Annotated in this window: 22 protein-coding genes; 21 read left to right on the top strand and 1 reads right to left on the bottom strand. The window is 47.7% G+C overall.

The window, feature by feature from the left end; all coding sequences use genetic code 11:
* The 15 genes from KIT90_RS26915 to fliJ form a co-directional block, all read left to right on the top strand.
* A partial coding sequence (locus KIT90_RS26915) for a flagellin (RefSeq protein WP_199455765.1) occupies positions 1-308 on the top strand: 308 nt, incomplete at its 5' end.
* A gap of 299 nt (positions 309-607) precedes the next feature.
* Complete coding sequence (locus tag KIT90_RS26910) at positions 608-1,738, top strand: flagellin (protein WP_009707381.1); 1,131 nt, start codon at positions 608-610, stop codon at positions 1,736-1,738.
* An 80-nt stretch (positions 1,739-1,818) separates the two neighbouring features.
* A complete protein-coding gene (gene flaG, locus KIT90_RS26905) occupies positions 1,819-2,247 on the top strand; it encodes a flagellar protein FlaG (protein WP_171370599.1) in 429 nt (142 codons plus the stop codon).
* Between the two features lie 20 nt (positions 2,248-2,267).
* Positions 2,268-4,280, top strand: coding sequence for a flagellar filament capping protein FliD (gene fliD / locus KIT90_RS26900; RefSeq protein ID WP_285379628.1), 2,013 nt, complete (start codon positions 2,268-2,270; stop codon positions 4,278-4,280).
* Positions 4,281-4,586 carry a flagellar protein FliT gene (locus KIT90_RS26895; RefSeq protein ID WP_009707378.1) on the top strand — a complete coding sequence of 102 codons (306 nt, stop codon included), beginning with the start codon at positions 4,281-4,283 and terminating at the stop codon, positions 4,584-4,586.
* A 12-nt stretch (positions 4,587-4,598) separates the two neighbouring features.
* Positions 4,599-5,009 carry a flagellar export chaperone FliS gene (gene fliS / locus KIT90_RS26890; protein WP_005438665.1) on the top strand — a complete coding sequence of 137 codons (411 nt, stop codon included), beginning with the start codon at positions 4,599-4,601 and terminating at the stop codon, positions 5,007-5,009.
* A gap of 286 nt (positions 5,010-5,295) precedes the next feature.
* Complete coding sequence (locus KIT90_RS26885) at positions 5,296-6,762, top strand: sigma-54 dependent transcriptional regulator (protein ID WP_005438666.1); 1,467 nt, start codon at positions 5,296-5,298, stop codon at positions 6,760-6,762.
* 192 nt (positions 6,763-6,954) lie between these two features.
* Positions 6,955-7,986 carry a PAS domain-containing sensor histidine kinase gene (locus KIT90_RS26880; protein WP_285379625.1) on the top strand — a complete coding sequence of 344 codons (1,032 nt, stop codon included), beginning with the start codon at positions 6,955-6,957 and terminating at the stop codon, positions 7,984-7,986.
* A gap of 36 nt (positions 7,987-8,022) precedes the next feature.
* Positions 8,023-9,432 (top strand): sigma-54 dependent transcriptional regulator, encoded by a 1,410-nt coding sequence (locus tag KIT90_RS26875; protein ID WP_041057872.1) that lies wholly within the window; start codon positions 8,023-8,025, stop codon positions 9,430-9,432.
* 126 nt (positions 9,433-9,558) lie between these two features.
* Positions 9,559-9,870 (top strand): flagellar hook-basal body complex protein FliE, encoded by a 312-nt coding sequence (gene fliE, locus KIT90_RS26870; RefSeq protein WP_005438670.1) that lies wholly within the window; start codon positions 9,559-9,561, stop codon positions 9,868-9,870.
* A 15-nt stretch (positions 9,871-9,885) separates the two neighbouring features.
* Complete coding sequence (gene fliF / locus KIT90_RS26865) at positions 9,886-11,628, top strand: flagellar basal-body MS-ring/collar protein FliF (protein WP_005438677.1); 1,743 nt, start codon at positions 9,886-9,888, stop codon at positions 11,626-11,628.
* Complete coding sequence (gene fliG / locus KIT90_RS26860) at positions 11,621-12,676, top strand: flagellar motor switch protein FliG (RefSeq protein WP_005438679.1); 1,056 nt, start codon at positions 11,621-11,623, stop codon at positions 12,674-12,676. Before fliF ends, fliG begins: the two co-directional genes overlap by 8 nt.
* 113 nt (positions 12,677-12,789) lie before the next feature.
* Entirely contained in the window at positions 12,790-13,590 is an 801-nt protein-coding gene (gene fliH / locus KIT90_RS26855) for a flagellar assembly protein FliH (protein ID WP_039842490.1), read from the top strand.
* A 3-nt stretch (positions 13,591-13,593) separates the two neighbouring features.
* Positions 13,594-14,913 carry a flagellar protein export ATPase FliI gene (gene fliI / locus KIT90_RS26850; protein ID WP_005433019.1) on the top strand — a complete coding sequence of 440 codons (1,320 nt, stop codon included), beginning with the start codon at positions 13,594-13,596 and terminating at the stop codon, positions 14,911-14,913.
* Between the two features lie 6 nt (positions 14,914-14,919).
* Positions 14,920-15,363: a flagellar export protein FliJ gene (gene fliJ / locus KIT90_RS26845; protein WP_005438686.1), complete on the top strand. Its 444-nt coding sequence runs from the start codon at positions 14,920-14,922 to the stop codon at positions 15,361-15,363.
* Positions 15,364-15,399: 36 nt separating this feature from the next.
* Here fliJ and KIT90_RS26840 read toward each other — a convergent pair whose 3' ends face one another.
* Positions 15,400-15,714: an NIPSNAP family protein gene (locus tag KIT90_RS26840; RefSeq protein WP_285379621.1), complete on the bottom strand. Its 315-nt coding sequence runs from the start codon at positions 15,712-15,714 to the stop codon at positions 15,400-15,402.
* A gap of 282 nt (positions 15,715-15,996) precedes the next feature.
* On the opposite strand from KIT90_RS26840, the gene KIT90_RS26835 reads away from it, so the two are divergent.
* The 6 genes from KIT90_RS26835 to fliP all read left to right on the top strand — a co-directional run bounded on the left by KIT90_RS26835 (position 15,997) and on the right by fliP (position 21,430).
* Positions 15,997-18,054, top strand: coding sequence for a flagellar hook-length control protein FliK (locus KIT90_RS26835; RefSeq protein ID WP_285379619.1), 2,058 nt, complete (start codon positions 15,997-15,999; stop codon positions 18,052-18,054).
* A gap of 38 nt (positions 18,055-18,092) precedes the next feature.
* Positions 18,093-18,593 carry a flagellar basal body-associated protein FliL gene (gene fliL, locus KIT90_RS26830; RefSeq protein ID WP_005438693.1) on the top strand — a complete coding sequence of 167 codons (501 nt, stop codon included), beginning with the start codon at positions 18,093-18,095 and terminating at the stop codon, positions 18,591-18,593.
* 7 nt (positions 18,594-18,600) lie between these two features.
* Entirely contained in the window at positions 18,601-19,647 is a 1,047-nt protein-coding gene (gene fliM / locus KIT90_RS26825) for a flagellar motor switch protein FliM (RefSeq protein ID WP_005438695.1), read from the top strand.
* A gap of 101 nt (positions 19,648-19,748) precedes the next feature.
* Positions 19,749-20,159 (top strand): flagellar motor switch protein FliN, encoded by a 411-nt coding sequence (gene fliN / locus KIT90_RS26820; RefSeq protein WP_005438697.1) that lies wholly within the window; start codon positions 19,749-19,751, stop codon positions 20,157-20,159.
* A 1-nt stretch (position 20,160) separates the two neighbouring features.
* Entirely contained in the window at positions 20,161-20,574 is a 414-nt protein-coding gene (gene fliO / locus KIT90_RS26815) for a flagellar biosynthetic protein FliO (protein WP_005438699.1), read from the top strand.
* Positions 20,561-21,430, top strand: coding sequence for a flagellar type III secretion system pore protein FliP (gene fliP / locus KIT90_RS26810; RefSeq protein ID WP_032802991.1), 870 nt, complete (start codon positions 20,561-20,563; stop codon positions 21,428-21,430). Before fliO ends, fliP begins: the two co-directional genes overlap by 14 nt.
* Positions 21,431-21,455 lie beyond the last annotated feature (25 nt).

Below are 21,455 nucleotides of genomic sequence, written 5' to 3'. Positions count from 1 at the left end.
TTGATACTATCGACGTAACATCAGTTGGTGGCGCACAAGAATCTGTGGCTATCATTGATGCGGCATTGAAATACGTAGACAGCCACCGTGCAGAGCTAGGTGCTTTCCAAAACCGTTTCAACCACGCAATCAGCAACTTGGATAACATCAACGAGAACGTGAACGCGTCGAAGAGCCGTATCAAAGATACAGACTTCGCGAAAGAAACGACTCAAATGACCAAGTCACAAATTCTATCGCAAGCGTCAAGCTCTATCCTTGCGCAAGCGAAACAAGCGCCTAACTCAGCGCTAAGTCTTCTAGGTTAACTTCTAACCTAAGACAAGAACCTCATTGGCTCGTGGTGAGAGATGAGCGAGTAAACCCAGCTTCGGCTGGGTTTTTTTACGCCTGTTTGTTAGGTTTGGATAAGCTTGAGTTACCTTCAGTTACAATATTAGAGATTCATCACACTTCAGTAAGCCAAAGAAAATAATCGCAAAAAATTGAAAATTTCTCCTAAAGGATATTTATAGGCCGCCGTTAAAGGGACTGAGAGAAATGAGATGTACCTAAGTGAGGTGAGAGACACGACGGTGCATCAACTAAAGCCTTAAGGAGATCAACTATGGCGATTAACGTTAATACTAACGTTTCTGCGATGACCGCACAGCGTTACCTAAACCAAGCGGCTGAAGGTCAACAAAAATCAATGGAGCGTTTGTCTTCGGGTTATAAAATCAATAGCGCGAAAGACGATGCTGCCGGTCTACAGATTTCTAACCGTTTGAACGCACAGAGCCGTGGTCTAGACATGGCTGTGAAAAACGCGAACGACGGTATTTCTATTGCACAGGTTGCTGAAGGTGCAATGAATGAATCTACCAACATCCTACAACGTATGCGTGACCTATCGCTTCAATCTGCGAACGGTTCGAACTCAAAATCAGAACGTGTAGCGATCCAAGAAGAAGTTACAGCACTTAACGACGAACTAAACCGTATCGCTGAAACAACTTCATTTGGTGGTAACAAGCTTCTTAACGGTACTTACGGTACTCAATCTTTCCAAATCGGTGCGGACTCTGGTGAAGCAGTAATGCTTTCTATGGGTAACCTACGTTCTGATACTTCTGCAATGGGCGGTAAGAGCTACGCAGCAGAAGACGGTAAAGACGCGTCTTGGACAGTAAGTGACAAAACTGAACTTAAGATGAGCTACACCAACAAGCAAGGTGAAGAGAAAGAGCTGACTATCAACGCGAAACAAGGCGATGATATCGAGCAGCTAGCAACTTACATCAACGGTCAGAGCGACGATGTGAAAGCATCAGTAGGCGAAGACGGTAAGCTACAAGTATTTGCTGCTTCTCAAAAAGTAACTGGCGATGTTGAGTTCTCTGGCAACCTAGCGGGTGAAATTGGTTTCGGCGATGCAAAAGACGTAACAGTTAAAGACATCGACGTAACAACAGTTGCAGGTTCTCAAGAAGCGGTAGCTATCATTGATGGCGCACTAAAATCAGTAGACAGCCAACGTGCGTCTCTTGGTGCATTCCAAAACCGTTTCAACCACGCTATCAGCAACCTAGACAACATTAACGAGAACGTTAACGCGTCTAACAGCCGTATTAAAGATACTGACTACGCGAAGGAAACGACAGCAATGACTAAGTCGCAAATCCTTCAACAAGCAAGTACTTCAATCTTGGCACAAGCGAAGCAGTCACCATCTGCAGCGCTGAGCTTGTTGGGCTAATTGGGTCGACTCAGCCTAGTGATACCATCACCAAAGCGATAGACCTAATCGTTAGCTCATAAGGTGGAAGGGAGATTGTAATGGAAATATCCTCCTACGCATCGAACATCCAGCCTTACGGCACACCGAGTGGCACAAAAGTTGCTAAAGAAAATGGCATAGGCACGCCTAGCACAGCAAGTTCTAACGGCACCGTTCTCGTTGAAAAACCGAACGATGCCGAACGTGATCTCTCTGTTCAAGCTGCGATTGAAATGGCGGAATCTCGCCAAGAGCTGAACAAAGAAGAACGCGAAAAAATGGTCGAGCAAATGAATGAATTTGTGAGCGCCATGAATAAAGGGGTAGCGTTTCGAGTCGATGAAGAATCGGGCCGAGACGTTGTGACGATTTACGAAGCCACAACCGGTGATGTAATTCGTCAGATCCCTGATGAAGAAATGCTCGTGGTATTGCGTCGCCTAGCTGAGCACACAGCTAACCGCGGTTTGTTAGTTGAAAAGGTGTAAGTCGTTTTTGAGGTGATTTGATGAGTTTAGGCCCTTTGGGGATGTCTGGCGGCATGGATATCAATTCCATGGTCAGCAAAATTGTAGATGCCGAGCGTGTGCCAAAACAGCAACGCATCGACAACGAGCGTATGACAATTGACGCCAGCATCAGTGCCTATGGGCGACTCAGAGAATCGTTGGATACGATGAAAAATCTCATGGTGAATTTTCGTCAGGAGAAGGCTTTTGCCGTTCGTACGGTAGAAACCACCGATGATAAAATCGTATCCGCAACCGCAACTACTGACGCTATAGCCGGTAAGTATGCTATCGATGTGTTGCAGCTTGCACAGAGCCATAAAGTGGCTTCGGACGTTTTGCCAGAAGACGCCAAGTTTGGTGCTGGTAAGCTGCAGATTTCTCTTGGTGATGACACCTTCGACGTTAATGTCCGTTCTAGCTCCAAGCTAGTTGATGTCGTTCGTGGAATTAACGGCGCTAAGGATAACCCTGGCGTACGTGCTTCCGTAATTAACGACGTAGAAGGGCCGCGTTTGATCCTTGCCTCAAACCTTTCAGGCAAGGACCATCAAATCAAAGTCAGTGTGGAAGCCGAAGCCGGTAACCCTCTGAAACATTTCGAATACAAAACTCTGGAAGACCGAGTGAACGCGCTTGAAGAAGCTCGTGAAGCGGCTGAAGCCGTACTTGGGCCTCTGAAAGAACCAGAGTCAAAGACCGATGCAGACCAACCTGAACAGGTGGATGCAGACGGCAATCCTATACCTCCTGAAGAACAAAAAGCGGCAGAGAATGCGCAAGATGGTGCAGCGGATGAACCGATATCTGCAGCTGGTGCCGCTGCGGCGAAAGCAGGGCAAGAAGCAATTGATGCCGCCAATAAACGAGCGGGTATGCGTCCGCAAGACAGTATCCCAGGCTGGACTGAAACCGCTTCAGGTACACTCCTCGATTCTTATCGCCCGCCAGAATTAGAGCTGGACGAAGAAGCCATTGCTAAAGCTCCAGACGTACCGGGTTGGAACAATGCTGCCTCTGGTACGCTGACCGATTCGTACGTGACGACCAAAGAAGCCAAGCAACAGCTCGAACAAGAGAAAGCCGAAATCGAGCAAAAAATTGCCGATGAAAAGCAAGAGCTTGACCAAAAAGTTGAGCGTGGCGAGTTAACAGAAGAGCAAGCGAAACAAATCCATCGTGCCAAGCTCGATCCTGAAGAGCGTGAGCGTCTTGAGAAAATTGATGTCGCAGAGGCAAAGATCGCAGAGGCGCAAAAAGCCTTTGAAGTGTATTCAGGCATGACTGAAGTGCAAGCGGGTCAGGATTCGCAAGTGATGCTTGATGGCGTTGCACAGCTTTCGAGCCACAACAACGTGATTGAAGACGCCATTGAAGGTGTAAACCTAACGTTGAAAGGCAAATCCGAACTGGGTAAGCCGCCAGCTGAAATTGGCGTAGAGTACGATCGCCAAAGCGTTCGTGCAGACATCGAAAACTTTGTTTCAGCGTACAACTCGTTCTACCAAACCTCAAAAGCGCTCTCCAGTGTCGATCCGACAACCGGTCAGAAAGGTCCGCTTGCGGGCGATAGCACAGTACGTAACGCCGATGCGCGCCTGAAATCGGTGTTCTCAACATCCATTGAGAAAGCCCCGGAAGACCTGAAATCGTTAACTGAGTTCGGTATTACCACCACGCGCCAAGGTTCGTTGGAAATCAATTACGACATGTTGGATCGCCAACTGAACAACAACTTTAACGAGTTAGAGAAGTTCTTCGGCGGCAACACCGGTTTTGCCAAACGTGTAGAAGATGCGATTCAAGGCATCACGGGCTTTACTGGCAGTATCCGTACTCGTGAAAAGAGCCTGACAGAACAGAACTACAGATTAGGCGACGACCAAGCGGCATTAGATCGCCGCATGGACAGTTTAGAAAAACGTACCCACGCAAAATTCGCTGCAATGCAAGACGCCACAGGTAAGATGCAAGGGCAGTTGGGGGCGTTGATGAACGCGCTGGGTCAATAGATGAAAAACGAACTCATTGAAATTAGTGATATTGATCAACTAATTACGCAAGAACTGGAAAAAGTCGACTTTAACGCTGAAGAAATTCAACGTTTGGTCGATATCAGGGAACAGTTATTGCAAAACCTGTTAACCATTGTTGAAAGCAATCCATCGGTTAGGCAGGAAGCAGAGTGGCAAGACTTGCTCATTCGTACCAAAAGAATTGTAGAGCTGATGCAAAACGAGACCACTAATGTTGGTAAAGAGCTTCATAAGTTCCGTTATGGTCAACGTTCGCTTCAGCAGTACAAAAAATTTATATAAAAGAGGAATACTATGCGCGGTTCTTTGCAAGCATACAAAAAGGTATCAGTCGACAGCCAATTGAGCGCGGCTTCTCCGCACAAAGTCATTCAAATGCTAATGGCGGGTGCAATTGAGCGTCTGATCCAAGGTAAAGCAGCAATGCAAGCAGGCAACATTCCTGCAAAAGGTGAGCGTCTGGGTAAAGCGTTGGACATCATCATCGCACTGCGCAGCTGTCTGTCTATGGACGACGGTGGTGATATTGCATCAAACTTAGATTCACTTTACGAGTTCATGATCACTCAGATCTCGGCAGCGAACCACCAAAACGATCCTCAACCGATCGACGACGTTATCGACATTATTCGTGAGATCAAATCAGCTTGGGACCAGATCCCAACTGAGTTTCACAACTTAACGGCTGCTGAAGTAGGCATTTAATAGATAAAACAATACCTTACTTATTTGGTAGGGTATTGTGTCTGATTGCACAGAAAGTCGTTCAGTAAAGTTACAATCAAGCTCACACCTCTTTATTGCTTGGTTGCCTTATTTTTTTATTCAAATAAAATAGAAGTCATTAGTGGCCCCTAATGGCTTTTTTTTGTTGCTGATTTTCCTATTTTGTCTATCGTTAATTGAGAGTGGTCCCACCTTTCTGACACTCAATTGCGCAAATCAAGGTCTGGCCGCAACACACCCATAATAAAGGCAATCATTCTTACTTATGCAAGGTTTGGCAAAGCTGCTTGTAATCGATGACGATGCACCAAGTCGTTTGAATATAAGCAATATATTGGAATTTGTTGGAGAAAGTTGCGAAGCTGTCAGTTCTGATCAGCTAGGCGATGTAGACTGGTCTAGCGTTTGGTCAGGTTGCATTGTTGGTAACATCTCTGCAGGTCGTGCTGCGACAGCGGTGATGACCCACCTCAACGAAGCGTACCATATCCCCCTTCTGGTTCTGGGTTCTTTCCCACTACCTGTTGATGACTTGCCAAATTTTGTCGGTGAATTAGAACAACCTTTAAACTACCCACAACTTAGCGAAGCGTTACGTCACTGCAAAGACTTCCTTGGTCGCAAAGGCGTTAATGTCGTCGCAAGCGCGCGCAAAAATACCCTTTTCCGTAGCCTTGTTGGCCAAAGCCGAGGCATTCAAGAAGTTCGTCATTTGATTGAACAAGTATCGGGCACAGAAGCAAATGTGCTGATCTTGGGTGAATCTGGCACGGGCAAAGAAGTCGTCGCACGTAATATTCACTACCATTCTGCTTATCGTAATGGTCCGTTCGTGCCAATCAACTGTGGCGCGATCCCACCAGAGCTTCTGGAAAGCGAGCTGTTTGGTCATGAGAAAGGAGCGTTCACTGGCGCTTTGACCTCACGTAAAGGCCGTTTTGAACTAGCCGAGGGCGGTACGATCTTCCTGGATGAGATTGGTGATATGCCAATGTCGATGCAAGTGAAGTTGCTGCGTGTTCTGCAAGAGCGTTGTTTTGAGCGCGTAGGTGGCAACACCACGATCAAAGTAAACGTTCGTGTTGTAGCCGCAACGCACCGCGATCTAGAAACTATGATCGACGACGGCACGTTCCGTGAAGACCTTTTCTACCGCTTGAATGTTTTCCCAATCGAGATGCCTGCGCTAAAAGCACGTAAGCAAGACATCCCTTTGTTGTTACAAGAGCTAATGACGCGCTTGGAAGCAGAAGGTGGACAACCAATTTGCTTCACTCCTCGTGCGATTAACTCGTTGATGGAACACAACTGGCCGGGTAACGTTCGTGAACTTGCCAACCTTGTTGAGCGCATGATCATTCTCTACCCAAACAGTTTGGTCGATGTAAACCATCTGCCGACCAAGTACCGTTACAGTGATATTCCTGAGTTCCAACCAGAAGGTAACCCGTTTACTTCGGTTGAAGAACAAGAGCGTGACGTGTTCCAAGATATCTTCTCTGAGAACTTCAGTTTTGAAGATCAAAGCGATCTGGACCACAACATGAATGCCCCTCAAGCTTTACCGCCAGAAGGCGTGAACTTGAAAGAGCTTCTAGCCGATATGGAAGTCAACATGATCAGCCAAGCGTTAGAAGCACAAGGTGGTGTCGTAGCAAGAGCTGCTGACATGCTGGGTATGCGACGCACGACTTTGGTGGAGAAGATGCGCAAATACAACCTACAACGCTAGGTTTTATCTGACGCCGAAGTAAGCACTTTCCATTGCGCTTGTTGTCTTTTCCGACAAGAAAAGCGCACTTTTCCTAGTGTCAACTTCTTGTCGTTAGTATAACGCTATGATAAATATAGAAAATAGCTTGGTACGCTAATTGCTTACCAAGCTATTTTAGTTTTTAAATGGCGATATTTCGACAGGCAGTGAATGGACAATAATACCAACCAATCCCATTTAGACTCGGTAGAGAATCAGGTCGAGCGTTATAAGCAGGTTTTGGATGTGATGCCCGCAGGTGTGATCTTATTGGATACACACGGTGTGGTACGCGAAGCCAACCCAGAAGCGCACCGTATCCTAGAGAGCCCGCTGGTCAACGAGAAATGGTTCAACATCATCCAAGTGGTATTTGATCCGCGCGAAGATGATGGTCATGAAGTCTCACTGCGTAATGGTCGTAAGGTTCGTTTGGCGATCTCGGCCTCTGCTACGGGTCAACTTATCCTGATCACCGACCTAACAGAAACGCGTTTGCTGCAATCTCGCGTGAGTGACTTGCAGCGTTTGTCATCGCTTGGTCGCATGGTGGCTTCTTTGGCTCACCAAGTGAGAACGCCGTTATCGAGCGCCATGCTATATGCATCCAATTTAGGTGCGCCAAATCTCCCTCCGGCGACAAGAGAGCGATTCCAAAGCAAATTAATGGATCGACTGCACGATTTGGAGAAGCAGGTTAATGATATGCTGCTTTTTGCCAAAGGTGGTGATAATAAAGTCATTAAGCCTTTTAACATTGCTCAGCTTGTTGCCGAATATCAGCCGATGGTGGAAACCGCGCTGAAGAACAACAGCATCGACTACTTCCTAGAAGTCGAAGAAGAGAACACTGAGCTGTTAGGCAACGCTAACGCCATTGCTTCAGCACTGAGTAACTTAGTGATGAACGCGATTCAGATGTCTGGAAAGGAATCGCAAATAGATGTCTTTTTCCGCCCGGTGAACGGTGAACTGCGCATTTCTGTGCAAGACAGCGGTCCGGGTGTACCAAAAGAACTGCAAGCAAAAATCATGGAGCCATTCTTTACCACGCGTTCTCAAGGAACCGGGTTAGGGCTCGCTGTGGTTCAAATGGTTTGCCGTGCCCATGACGGTCGATTGGAACTTATTTCAGAGCAGGGTGATGGAGCCTGCTTTACCATGTGCATTCCGCTAGAGCGAGTGCAAGCAGAAGCGCAATAAGCGGCTTTTGTCGATAACAATTACTGGAGAATCATAATGGCGCAAAGCAAAGTGCTGATCGTAGAAGACGATGAAGGTCTTCGTGAAGCCCTAGTGGATACTCTGGCTCTGGCAGGGTACGAGTGGTTAGAAGCCGATTGTGCAGAAGACGCTTTAGTGAAGCTGAAGTCGAACGCGGTGGATATCGTGGTTTCTGATGTACAAATGGCAGGCATGGGCGGTTTGGCTCTGCTACGCAATATCAAACAGAACTGGCCGAATTTACCAGTTCTTCTTATGACGGCTTACGCAAACATTGAAGACGCAGTGTCAGCAATGAAAGAAGGTGCGATTGATTACATGGCGAAGCCATTTGCACCAGAAGTTCTGCTGAACATGGTGAGCCGTTATGCACCAATCAAAAGTGATGACAACGGTGATGCAGTCGTTGCAGACGAGAAAAGTTTACGTCTACTCGCGCTAGCTGACAAAGTGGCACGCACTGATGCTAATGTAATGATCTTGGGCCCAAGCGGCTCAGGTAAAGAAGTCATGTCTCGCTACATCCACAACGCTTCAAACCGTAAAGACGGTCCTTTTGTTGCGATTAACTGTGCAGCGATTCCAGACAACATGCTGGAAGCGACACTATTTGGTTACGAGAAAGGCGCGTTTACTGGCGCTGTTCAAGCGTGTCCGGGTAAGTTTGAACAAGCTCAAGGCGGCACGATTTTGCTGGATGAAATCAGTGAAATGGATTTGAGCCTACAAGCGAAACTGCTGCGCGTTCTTCAAGAGCGTGAAGTGGAGCGTTTGGGTAGCCGTAAGAGCATCAAACTGGACGTTCGTGTATTAGCAACCAGTAACCGTGATCTTAAGCAGTACGTGTCAGAAGGCAACTTCCGTGAAGATTTGTACTACCGCTTGAACGTATTCCCAATCTCATGGCCAGCACTTTGTGAGCGTAAAGGCGACATCTCGCCACTTGCGCAGCACCTTGCTGAACGTCATTGCAGCAAAATGGGCATGCCAGTGCCTAAGTTCTCTCAAGTCGCGTTAGATAAGCTGCTTCAATATCCATGGCCGGGTAACGTTCGTGAGTTGGATAACGTGGTTCAACGTGCTCTGATTTTGAGTGAAAACGGTGACATTGATGCAGAACACATTTTGCTGGAAGGTGTAGATTGGCAAGATGCCAGCAGCCTGCAACGTGTTGTACAAAATGCAGAAGTGGTGGTACCGGATGTTAAGCCAGTCGCGCAAGCAGAATCTATCAACCGTGTTGCCGCTGGTGGTGAAGGACTCGGCGGTGAACTGCGTGACCAAGAATACGCGATCATTTTGGAAACGCTGATCGAATGTAACGGTCGTCGTAAAGAAATGGCAGAGAAACTAGGCATCAGTCCACGTACTTTGCGCTATAAACTTGCCAAAATGCGTGACGCTGGTATCGATATTCCGGCTTAGTATTCACATAAATAGCCATAGGACAAAAGTGTGGGTACACTACGGCACTATTGTCTTATGGCACAGTAATTGCTGTGTCAATAATCAGTTTTATTTAATAGTCAAACTTTTGGCTTAGAGGTGACAATGAAAGTTGATGGTATTCAGGCAGAAATGCGCGCCATGATGGTGGAAGCGACCAACACCGCTCCCGTTGCAACAGGTGCGAAAGTTGGGGCAGATTTTGGTGATCTCCTAACGAAAGCCATCAATAACGTAAACTCACTTCAAAAAGCATCGGGCGATCTGCAAACGCGTTTTGACCGTGGTGATGCCGATGTTTCCCTTTCTGACGTTATGATTGCTCGTAACAAGTCCAGTGTTGCATTTGATGCCACTGTACAAATCCGCAATAAGCTCGTTGAGTCCTACAAGGATCTCATGAACATGCCAGTGTAATTTTAGGTAATAAGTGTGGCAGACAAGTCTACAGATTTAACCGTCACTGATGGCGGCGCAGATGGTGCACTGATCGCTGGCTCAGATTTGGATGTGGATAGCCAAAACCCAGATCTAGAAGAGCGCAGTGCGTCAAAATTCGATATGGCAGTAGGGGACCTCGATTTACTTCGTCAGGTCGTATTAGTGCTGTCCATCTCTATCTGTGTTGCGTTGATCGTGATGCTTTTCTTCTGGGTGAAAGAACCGGAAATGCGCCCACTTGGTGCATACGAAACCGAAGAACTGATCCCAGTGCTGGATTACCTCGACCAGCAAAAAATCAATTACAAGCTAGATGGCAACACCATTTCTGTGGAATCGAGTGATTACAACTCGATAAAACTGGGCATGGTGCGTGCGGGCGTGAACCAAGCGACAGCGGCAGGCGATGACATTCTGCTGCAAGACATGGGCTTTGGTGTATCACAACGTTTGGAACAAGAACGTTTGAAGCTCAGCCGTGAACGCCAACTTGCACAAGCGATTGAAGAGATGAAGCAGGTACGCAAAGCGCGTGTGTTGCTCGCTCTGCCAAAACACAGTGTGTTTGTTCGTCATAACCAAGAAGCGTCTGCCTCAGTATTTTTGACGCTCTCTACAGGCGCAAACCTAAAACAACAAGAAGTGGATTCCATCGTTGATATGGTGGCAAGTGCCGTTCCGGGCATGAAGACCTCTCGTATTACAGTAACCGATCAACACGGTCGTCTGCTTAGCTCAGGTTCTCAAGACCCTGCGTCTGCGGCTCGTCGTAAAGAACAAGAGTTAGAGCGTAGCCAAGAGCAAGCGCTGCGCGAGAAGATTGATTCTGTTCTTCTACCAATCCTAGGTTTTGGTAACTACACCGCTCAGGTGGATATCCAAATGGATTTCAGCACTGTTGAGCAAACTCGTAAGAACTTCGATCCGAATACTCCAGCAACGCGCAGTGAATACGCGCTAGAAGATTACAACAACGGCAATATGGTTGCGGGCATTCCTGGTGCTCTGAGTAACCAACCGCCAGCCGATGCGTCGATTCCTCAAGATGTGGCGCAGATGAAAGACGGTTCGCTGACTGGCCAAGGTTCAGTACGTAAAGAATCAACGCGTAACTTTGAACTCGACACCACTATCAGTCACGAGCGCAAGCAAACGGGCACATTGGCGCGTCAAACCGTTTCGGTTGCGATCAAAGACCGTCGCACCGTAAATCCTGATACGGGTGAAGTGACTTATACGCCGCTGTCAGAATCAGAAATTAATGCCATTCGACAAGTGCTGATTGGTACCGTTGGTTTTGATCAAAACCGTGGTGACTTGCTAAACGTTCTGAGCGTGAAGTTTGCTGAGCCAGAGCTTGAGCAAATGGTTGATCCACCAATTTGGGAACATCCAAACTTCAACGATTGGGTTCGTTGGTTCGCGAGTGCGTTGGTGATCATCGTGGTTATCTTGGTTCTGGTTCGCCCAGCAATGAAGAAACTGCTTAACCCTGCGAGCACCGACGAAGACGAAATGTACGGACCAGATGGTTTGCCAATTGGTGCGGATGGTGAAACCAGCCTAATTGGTAGCGACATCGAAAGCGGTGAACTGTTTGAGTTTGGTTCAAGCATTGATTTGCCTAACCTTCACAAAGATGAAGATGTACTCAAAGCAGTACGTGCTCTGGTGGCAAACGAACCAGAACTTGCTGCTCAAGTTGTGAAAAACTGGATGAACGAAAATGGCTAACGATATCGTACCTCAAGATGAAAACGGCGTAGGTGTTCCTGCGGAGTTTGATGTCTCTAGCATGACAGGTGAAGAAAAAGCGGCGATTTTGCTGCTCAGCCTGAACGAAGGCGACGCCGCTGGCATCATCCGTCACTTGGAACCAAAGCAGGTTCAACGTGTTGGTAGTGCAATGGCGCGCGCTAAAGATCTAAGCCAAGACAAAGTGTCTGGTGTGCATCGCGCGTTTTTAGAAGACATCCAGAAATACACCAACATAGGTATGGGCAGCGAAGACTTTATGCGTAATGCGCTGGTGGCTGCTCTGGGTGAGGACAAAGCAAACAACTTGGTCGACCAAATCCTATTGGGTACTGGCTCGAAAGGTCTGGATTCACTGAAGTGGATGGACCCTCGCCAAGTGGCAAGTATCATCGTCAACGAACACCCGCAGATTCAAACTATCGTGCTTTCGTACTTGGAAGCGGATCAGTCCGCGGAAATTCTTTCTCAGTTCCCAGAGCGTGTGCGTCTGGATCTGATGATGCGTATTGCCAACCTAGAAGAAGTTCAGCCATCGGCACTGGCAGAGCTGAACGAAATCATGGAGAAACAGTTCGCAGGTCAAGCGGGTGCACAAGCAGCGAAGATTGGCGGCTTGAAGGCAGCAGCAGAAATCATGAACTACCTAGACAACAACGTCGAAGGTATCTTGATGGAGCAAATCCGCGACCAAGACGAAGACATGGCAACACAAATCCAAGATCTCATGTTCGTATTCGAGAACTTGGTGGAAGTGGACGACCAAGGTATTCAGAAATTGCTGCGTGACGTTCCTCAAGACGTTCTGCAACGTGCACTTAAAGGTGCCGATGACTCTCTACGTGAGAAAGTCTTCAAGAACATGTCTAAGCGTGCAGCTGAGATGATGCGTGACGATATCGAAGCAATGCCACCAGTTCGCGTTGCAGACGTGGAAGCAGCGCAAAAAGAAATCTTGGCGATTGCTCGTCGTATGGCCGACGCTGGCGAAATCATGCTGTCTGGCGGCGCAGACGAGTTCTTATAATCCTTTCTTATTCCTCCTGCGTAAGTGGGAGGAATACACTTCCTTAGTCGCGCATTTTTCAAAGCACTTTATTTTTAATATCAATTTCAACATAGACAGATTGTAGGTTAAGCATGGCTGGCGATAGAAAACGTGGATTTATCCGTCCTGATGAAGACGATGCGATGATCGAACCGCAGCGCTGGGGTTTGCCTGATTATGGTGAGCCGAAAGCAAAGCAAGCCAAACAAACCGCGTTTAACTACGATCCAGGTTGGGTGCCAAATTTTGACGAACCGGAAGAAGAGCAAGCGCTTGAACTGACAGAAGAACAGATCGAATTGATCAAGCAAGGTGCTTATCAAGAAGGTCTGTATCAAGGTCAAGAAGCAGGCTTTAAACAAGGCTACGACAAAGGCAAAGAAGAAGGCATTCAAGCCGGTCATGCAGAAGGTCTTGAACTCGGTAAAGCGGAAGGTGTGACCGCTGGGCAAGAGTACATCCAGCAACAAGTGGAAACCTTTATGAACTTGGCCAACCAGTTCGCTCAACCTTTAGAGCTGATGAACGCTCAGGTTGAAAAGCAGCTGGTGGACATGGTGCTGTGTCTAGTTAAAGAAGTTGTGCATGTGGAAGTGCAAACCAACCCTCAAATTATTCTCGATACCGTAAAACAATCTGTCGAAGCGCTGCCAATTTCTGGTCACCCAATCACCTTACACTTGAACCCAGACGATGTGGCGATCATCCGCTCTGCGTACGGCGAAGAAGAACTTGATTGTCGTAATTGGACATTGGTTGCAGAGCCAGCATTAAATCGCGGTGATGTACAAATTGCTGCTGGCGAATCGAGCATTAACTACCGCATGGAAGAGCGCGTGAAAAGCGTGCTGAACAGCTTCTGTGGCGCAAACCGCCATCAAGGGGGCGAGTAGTCCATGCAAGCCTTGGCCGACCGTTTAAAAAACTACAAAGTTGAAGGCTTAACTACGCGTCCGGTTGCTTCAGGCAAGCTTGTGCGTGTTGTTGGCTTAACCTTGGAGGCGACAGGTTGTCGTGCTCCGATTGGCAGCTTGTGTTTGGTCGAAACCATGTCCGGTCATATGGAAGCGGAAGTGGTGGGCTTTTCTGGTGATAACCTTTTCTTAATGCCGAGTGAGCAAATCACGGGCATCTTACCGGGCGCGAAAGTGACGCCCTTGACCAGTGAAGCGGGTTTGCCCGTTGGTATGGAACTGCTTGGGCGTGTGATTGATGGTGTGGGTAACCCACTTGATGGCCTCGGCCCGCTTTATACCGATCATCGCGCTTCTTTCAACGCTGAGCCAATTAACCCATTAGCGCGTAAGCCGATTTCTGAGCCACTTGATGTGGGTTTAAAAGCCATCAACGGCTTATTGACGGTCGGTAAAGGTCAACGTATCGGTCTGTTTGCGGGGTCTGGTGTGGGTAAATCGGTCACCCTTGGCATGATGACGCGAGGCACGACGGCGCAAGTTGTTGTCGTTGGTCTGATTGGTGAGCGTGGACGCGAAGTAAAAGAATTTATTGAAGAAATTTTGGGTGAAGATGGACGCCGTCGTTCTGTGGTGGTAGCTGCTCCTGCTGATGCTTCGCCTTTGATGCGCTTGAAGGGCTGTCAAACTGCATTGACGATTGCCGAATACTTCCGTGACCAAGGATTAGATGTTCTTCTACTGATGGATTCACTGACGCGTTTTGCTCAAGCGCAGCGTGAGATTGCGTTGTCTGTGGGTGAACCGCCTGCAACCAAAGGTTATCCGCCTTCAGTATTTGCTAAACTGCCAGCGCTGGTGGAACGTGCAGGTAACGGTGGCGATGATCAAGGTTCGATCACCGCGTTCTTTACCGTTCTGACCGAAGGTGACGATCTGCAAGATCCGATCGCCGATGCGTCACGTGCGATCCTCGATGGTCACATTGTCTTATCTCGTGAAATGGCGGACGCAGGTCACTACCCAGCCATCGATGTCGAGAAATCGGTGAGTCGTGTTATGCCGCAAATCACCACAGAAGAGCACGTGTTGATGTCGAAAGCGGTGCGTCAGGTGTTGTCGATTTGTCGTAAGAACCAAGATCTAGTGTCGATTGGCGCTTATAAACCGGGTACTGATCCTGCTATCGATGGCGCATTCACCCTCAAGCCAAAACTGGACGAATACTTGCAGCAGCGCATGAAAGAGTCTGTGCCTTATGACATGTGCGTCAACATGTTGAAGAGTATCTTGGGTGGGTAATAGCGTATGAATAACGCCATGGAGTTCCTACTTGATCAGGCAAAAGAGCGCGAAGACCAAGCCGTACTCGCGCTCAATAAAGCTCGCTCGGAGCTTGAAGATTACTACCGCCAAGTAGAGCAAATAGAAAAGTACCGCTTAGATTACTGTCAGCAGTTGGTAGACCGTGGTATGGCAGGACTCACCGCAAGCCAATATGGCCACTTAAACCGCTTCTTAACCCAGCTTGATGAAACGCTTTCCAAGCAAAAGCAGGCAGAAAACCACTTTAAAGAGCAGGTGGTGAACTGCCAAGATTACTGGTTAAACATGCGTAAAGAACGGATGTCTTACGAGTGGATGATTGAAAAGCGCGAGAAAGAAAAGCAAATTGCGGAAGCGAAGCGTGAGCAAAAGCAGATGGATGAGTTTTCTACCTTGCTGTATAGCCGGAAACCGCAACGTTTCTAAGCGTTTCTCATCGTTATATTGCGTTAGTGCTGTTTGCTACATCTCTACTGATTCAAGCAAGGTTACTTTGACGGAGTCTTGCTCTATCAACTCAAACACTTTTGGTCGAATCTCGCGAATCCACCATTCATTGTAGGTCTCTGCGTATATCGTTTGTCGCGCTTGTTCACTGTCGAACTCACGCAACCAGACAAAGTAATCGTGCCCATCTTCACCCGTGTGAACATAAGTGTTTAAGACACGCATGCCTTTGGAGTTTTGGTAGGGCAGCAACTCGTCTTTCATCCACGTTAACCATTGCTCTGTTTTGCCAGTCTTGATTTTATATTGGCGAAGTTCTGTGACTTTCAAAGCGATTCCTTATTGATTGAGCAAGGCTTCTGTTTACGCTCCCACCAATGAATAGTCAAATTATGATGATGGTTTACGCATCTTTGATGCTGCTTAGGGATATCGCAAAGTTGATCTTTGTTCCACTGATGCCGTCTCACTTAACCGTCAGAAATTCCACACTATGCGTTGGCGTGATTTTTGCAATTTAGCCGTCAGTATCGGGTCTTTTGACCTAAGTTTGCCGCCTATGTGCAATCTGGCAGTGAGTTGCTCAACGCTGCCGATGACGAGAGTTTCTATATGAATGTGAATTTATCCAATGTTTCTGCAACCAATAAGACGTCGGTTTCCGATTCTTCAAGTAAAGTTGCTGCAGAAAACCCTGAAAGCAAAGGTTTTTTTGAAACCTTAGCCGGGGTATTTACTGATTCACAAAAAGCCGAAAAACCGGTGGCAAAATCTGATGCGCCAGACGTATCGGCAGAAAACACAAATGAGGCGACAAAAGTCGCATCGGCAAACTCAGAAGGTGAGAGCCAAGAAAAAGTCGCTGAAGCTGTGGATGGCGAGAAAGTGGCATCTGCAGAATCAACCGATGAGCTACTTGCTCAAGGTGACGGTAAACAAGTTGCGAGCAGCAAAGCGGGTGAGCTTTCAGATAGCGAATCGACTTCTAGCGGTGCTAAACAAACCAATTCATCACAAGGCGATGCAACCCAGTCAGAAGCAAATGGTGCTTCAAGCCAAGTTACACAAGGCGCGATAGCAAACCAAACGCAACCTAATGATGCAGACGCTTCTGAACAGGCGCCCAATGCTCAAGTGAAAAGTGCGATGGGCGAAGGTCAACAATTGTTGGGTCGTATTGAGCAAGCAAACCAAACGCTTAAGCCTAATGAGCAATTAGTTGATAGCGGCAAAGCATTGCCACCTGAGGCAGTATTGGCGCAAAGCGTTACTCAACGGGAAAAAGACACCCCGCTGACTCCAGAACAACAAGCGATGCTTTCTGCTAAGCAATCCGGCCAGCAAAGCGACGCGGCGCAACCTGTTGGCAGTGACAAAGTAACGTTGGATGCCAATGGCAAACCCGTTGTATTGACGACGGAATCAGCCTCGAACGTACAAGCAGCAAACACAAATCAAGCGGCTCCAGTTGCTGCGCAAATTGACTGGAACTCGCCAAGTACTCAAGCTGTTCACGCAGAAGCAACGGTGAATGCGACAACTCAAGCCGCGGTTAACGGTCAAGTTGTGGCTCAAGGTGCTCAGTCGATGGTTGGTGGAGAAGCATTGCAAGCGGCATTACCTGTTGATACTGAAATCTCTGAAGTAAAAAGTGTTTCTCTTGATGAGCTGCACATCATTGATACCAAGTTGGCGCAGGGTAAGCCTCTTTCTCAGCAAGAACTTGATGTGATTGAAGGGCTAAAAACGGGTGAAATGGTTGCGGATATTCCTGTGCAAGAATTAGCGCATTTCGCGGCTTTGCCAAGTGATGTAAAAGTGGCGATGGCAGAGCATCAAGCTGCTCATAACCAAACTCGTGTTGCGGCGTCTTCAGTGGCGGCTCAACAAGCTCATCAACTAGCCACACAGGACATGAAGCACGCTGCAGCTCAAGCGAGTGCGCAGACAGTCGTATCTTCAAATGCCGACAAAGCCGCGTTATCTGCAATGCCAGAAGCGCTAGTGGCAGCAAATCTGAACCCAGCAGCGCAGGCTGCTTCTAGTGCAGAGCTAAGCAAGAAAGTGATGAACGCAGGTCTTGCTGCCGGCGCATTGAAAGGTGCTTCAAGCAAGCAAGACAAGCCGGAACCACAACATGGTTTAGCGGGACAAATTCAAGCGGCAGCAGGTCAACAAGGCGTGACAGCTCAGCAGCAAGCTCGTGTCGATGCTGCGCAACAGGCACAGTTACCGTTGCAACTAACCAAAGAACTGGCCAATGACCAAGTGGCAGAGAAAGTACAAATGATGATGTCGAAGAACTTAAAGAACCTTGATATCCGTCTTGACCCGCCAGAGCTTGGTCGTATGCAGATCCGCATGACAATGAACAACGACCTAGCCAACGTTCATTTTACGGTGGCAAACCCGCAAGCTCGTGACTTGATTGAACAAACTTTACCTCGCCTGAGAGAGATGTTGGCTCAGCAAGGTATGCAATTGGCGGATTCGTCGGTTCAACAACAGAGCAGTGGTCAGCAACAAAGTGGCTACGCCAATGCGGAACAAAACGGTCAAGGCTCTCAAGGTCGTGGATTTTCTGGTCAGTCAGATGAAAACTTTGATGCCGACACGAATCTTGATTTGAATGTGGTTTCAAAGCGTGATGGAATTAGTTTTTACGCATAAAATAGCGGCCTAAAAAAGCAGAACAATAAGAGACAGTAATGGCAGAAGAACAGCTACAGGGTGCGGATGCACCAAAAGGAAAAAGTAAGTTACTGATCATCATTATCGCAGTGGTGGTTTTGCTTATCGGTGGTGGTGCGGCAGCTTTCTTTTTGATGGGTTCTGATGAACCTGCGCAAGCAGCACAAACCGAGCAAGCACAAGCGCAAACGGCAGCAGCGCCAATTGCGTACGTGAACATTGCACAACCGTTTATTTTTAACGTGACGGGAGATCGTCGCGATAGACTGGTACAAATCAAAGCGCAACTGATGGTGCGTGGCAGCGAGAATGAGCAATTAGCTCGTTACCATTCTCCACTGATAGAGAGTTCACTGCTATCGACATTTGCGTCAGCGACCGTGGAGCAACTTCGTTCTCCAACAGGACGAACTGAACTGCGTGATCGCGCTTCTGACGATATCAAAGCCGCACTGAACGCCGCTGTTGGTAAGCCAGTGATTGAGAAAGTACTGTTTACAGATTTTGTAATTCAATAGGTATAACGTGACCGATCTATTAAGCCAAGACGAGATTGATGCGCTTCTGCATGGGGTTGACGATGTTGATGACGTCGATGAACCCATAGATAACGACACCGAGGGTGCCGTCAGTTTCGATTTCTCGTCTCAAGACAGGATTGTCCGTGGTCGAATGCCGACGCTCGAACTTATCAATGAGCGTTTTGCCCGACACATGCGAATCAGCCTGTTTAACATGTTACGTAAAACCGCTGAAGTGTCGATCAACGGCGTGCAGATGATGAAGTTTGGTGAATACCAAAATACCCTGTACGTTCCGACAAGTTTGAACATGGTGCGCTTCCGTCCACTTAAAGGTACGGCGCTGATCACCATGGAAGCACGCTTGGTGTTTATTCTGGTAGAGAACTTCTTTGGTGGTGATGGTCGTTTCCACGCCAAAATTGAAGGTCGTGAATTTACCCCAACTGAGCGTCGCATCATCCAGCTTCTGCTGAAGATTGTTTTCGAAGACTACAAAGAAGCGTGGTCGCCAGTAATGGGTGTGGAATTTGAATACCTCGATTCTGAAGTAAACCCAAGCATGGCGAACATCGTCAGCCCGACCGAAGTGATCGTCGTGAGCTCATTCCATATCGAAGTCGATGGTGGCGGTGGTGATTTCCACGTGGTCATGCCTTATTCGATGGTGGAACCAATCCGCGAACTGCTTGATGCGGGTGTTCAATCCGACAAGATGGAAACTGACGTCCGTTGGAGCTCGGCACTGCGTGAAGAGATCATGGATTGCCCAGTCAACTTCCGTGTGAATCTGTTAGAGAAGGACATCTCTCTGCGTGATTTGATGGAGCTGCAGCCTGGCGACGTGATCCCGATTGAAATGCCAGAACACGCAACCATGTTCATCGAAGACTTACCAACTTACCGTGTGAAAATGGGTCGCTCCGAAGACAAGATGGCGGTGCAGATCTCTGAAGAGATCGAACGCCCACATGTAGTAAAAACAGATTTAGCGTTCTTGGGTAAAGACATCATGTCTGAACTTGAAAACGACGACGATACAGACGATTAAAACCCTTACTCATTACAATCGCCTCGCTTTGTTCTCTGTTATCGACAACAAAGAATGAAGCCAGAAGTATGGCGCAGTAAGGTTTAACACAGGACAGAAAAATGGAACCAAGTGACGATCAAAAGCTAGCAGACGAATGGGCAGCCGCTCTTGGCGAAGACCCGTCTGCACCTTCAATTGATGTTGATGAAATATTGGCAGCGCCACTGGAAGAGTTAAAAGACACCTCGGCTCCAATTACGGAAGATGAGCGTCGCAAACTCGACACCATCATGGATATTCCAGTGACTATTTCAATGGAAGTAGGGCGCTCACAAATCAGTATCCGTAACCTACTGCAATTGAACCAAGGTTCGGTTGTAGAGCTTGATCGCCTCGCAGGTGAATCGCTCGATGTACTGGTTAACGGTACTTTGATTGCGCACGGCGAAGTCGTTGTCGTCAACGATAAGTTTGGTATTCGTCTAACTGACGTGATCAGCCAAACTGAACGCATCAAAAAGCTGCGTTAATATGAGCAGTTCAATCAAAACGCGATTGAAGCAAATTACAGGAGCACTCGGCTTAATGCTGAGTGCTCCTTATGCATTTGCTGCCGCGCCAACGAGTTTGGATCTTGCGACTACGTTAGGTTCTTTAGTGCTGGTTATTGGTGTGATTCTATTTCTGGCTTGGTTGCTAAAGCGCATGCAAGTACCAGCAATGGGTCAACAAAAAGGGCTACGAATTGTTAGCCAGTTACCAGTCGGTACCAAAGAGCGCATTGCGGTTGTGCAAGTCGGTGAAGAACAGTTTTTGGTGGGCATTACCAGCCAATCTATCCAAACCCTAGCCAAGCTTGAAAAGCCATTGAAAGAGGAAGAGTTGGCGACCAGCGCCTTCGCGAGTCAATTTAGCCAACTGATAAAAAAACATGACAAAGGATAATTCAATCCGCCTAATGCTGAGCACTTTTATGCTGCTCGTTGGCGTGCTGTTTTCTTCACTTTCGTTTGCGCAGGCAGAGGAATCGCCATTGCCTTCTAACCTTGCACAAGGTGATAGTGTGACGGTTCAGGCGATGGAAAACGAGTCGGGCTCAAGCCGAAGTATGTCAGTGGGCAATGGTGGAGGGATTCCTGCCTTTACCATGACGACCAATGCCGATGGCAGCGAAGACTACTCGGTTACTCTACAAATTCTTGCGCTGATGACCATGCTTGGCTTCTTGCCAGCCATGGTGATTTTGATGACGTCGTTTACCCGTATCGTGGTGGTGATGTCCATCTTGCGACAGGCTATGGGTCTACAACAAACACCATCTAACCAAGTCATCATTGGTATCGCGCTATTTTTGACGTTCTTTATCATGTCGCCTGTTTTGAATGAAATTAACGATCAAGCGGTACAACCTTATTTGAACGAGCAAGTGACAGCACGTGAAGCCTTTGATGCGGCGCAAGCACCGATGAAAGCGTTCATGCTTAAACAGACTCGAATTAAAGATTTGGAAACGTTTGTCAATATGTCTGGTGAAGAGGTAACAAACCCAGAAGACGTTTCGATGGCGGTGTTGATTCCTGCTTTCATTACCTCAGAGCTTAAGACTGCGTTCCAAATCGGTTTCATGTTGTTCTTGCCGTTTTTGATCATCGACCTGGTTGTCGCCTCGGTATTGATGGCAATGGGTATGATGATGCTATCACCAATGATCGTATCGCTACCATTTAAGCTGATGCTGTTTGTGCTGGTGGATGGTTGGAACTTGATATTGTCGACACTCGCCGGCAGTTTTGCCCTTTAGATTGGCACAGAGAGAAGAGGGTAAG

The sequence above is a fragment of the Vibrio sp. B172a genome (assembly GCF_030248355.1).
Classification (GTDB): Bacteria; Pseudomonadota; Gammaproteobacteria; order Enterobacterales; family Vibrionaceae; genus Vibrio; species Vibrio owensii.
The sequence above is the reverse complement of the archived record's forward strand: the minus strand, read 5'-3'. Positions and strand labels throughout refer to the sequence as shown.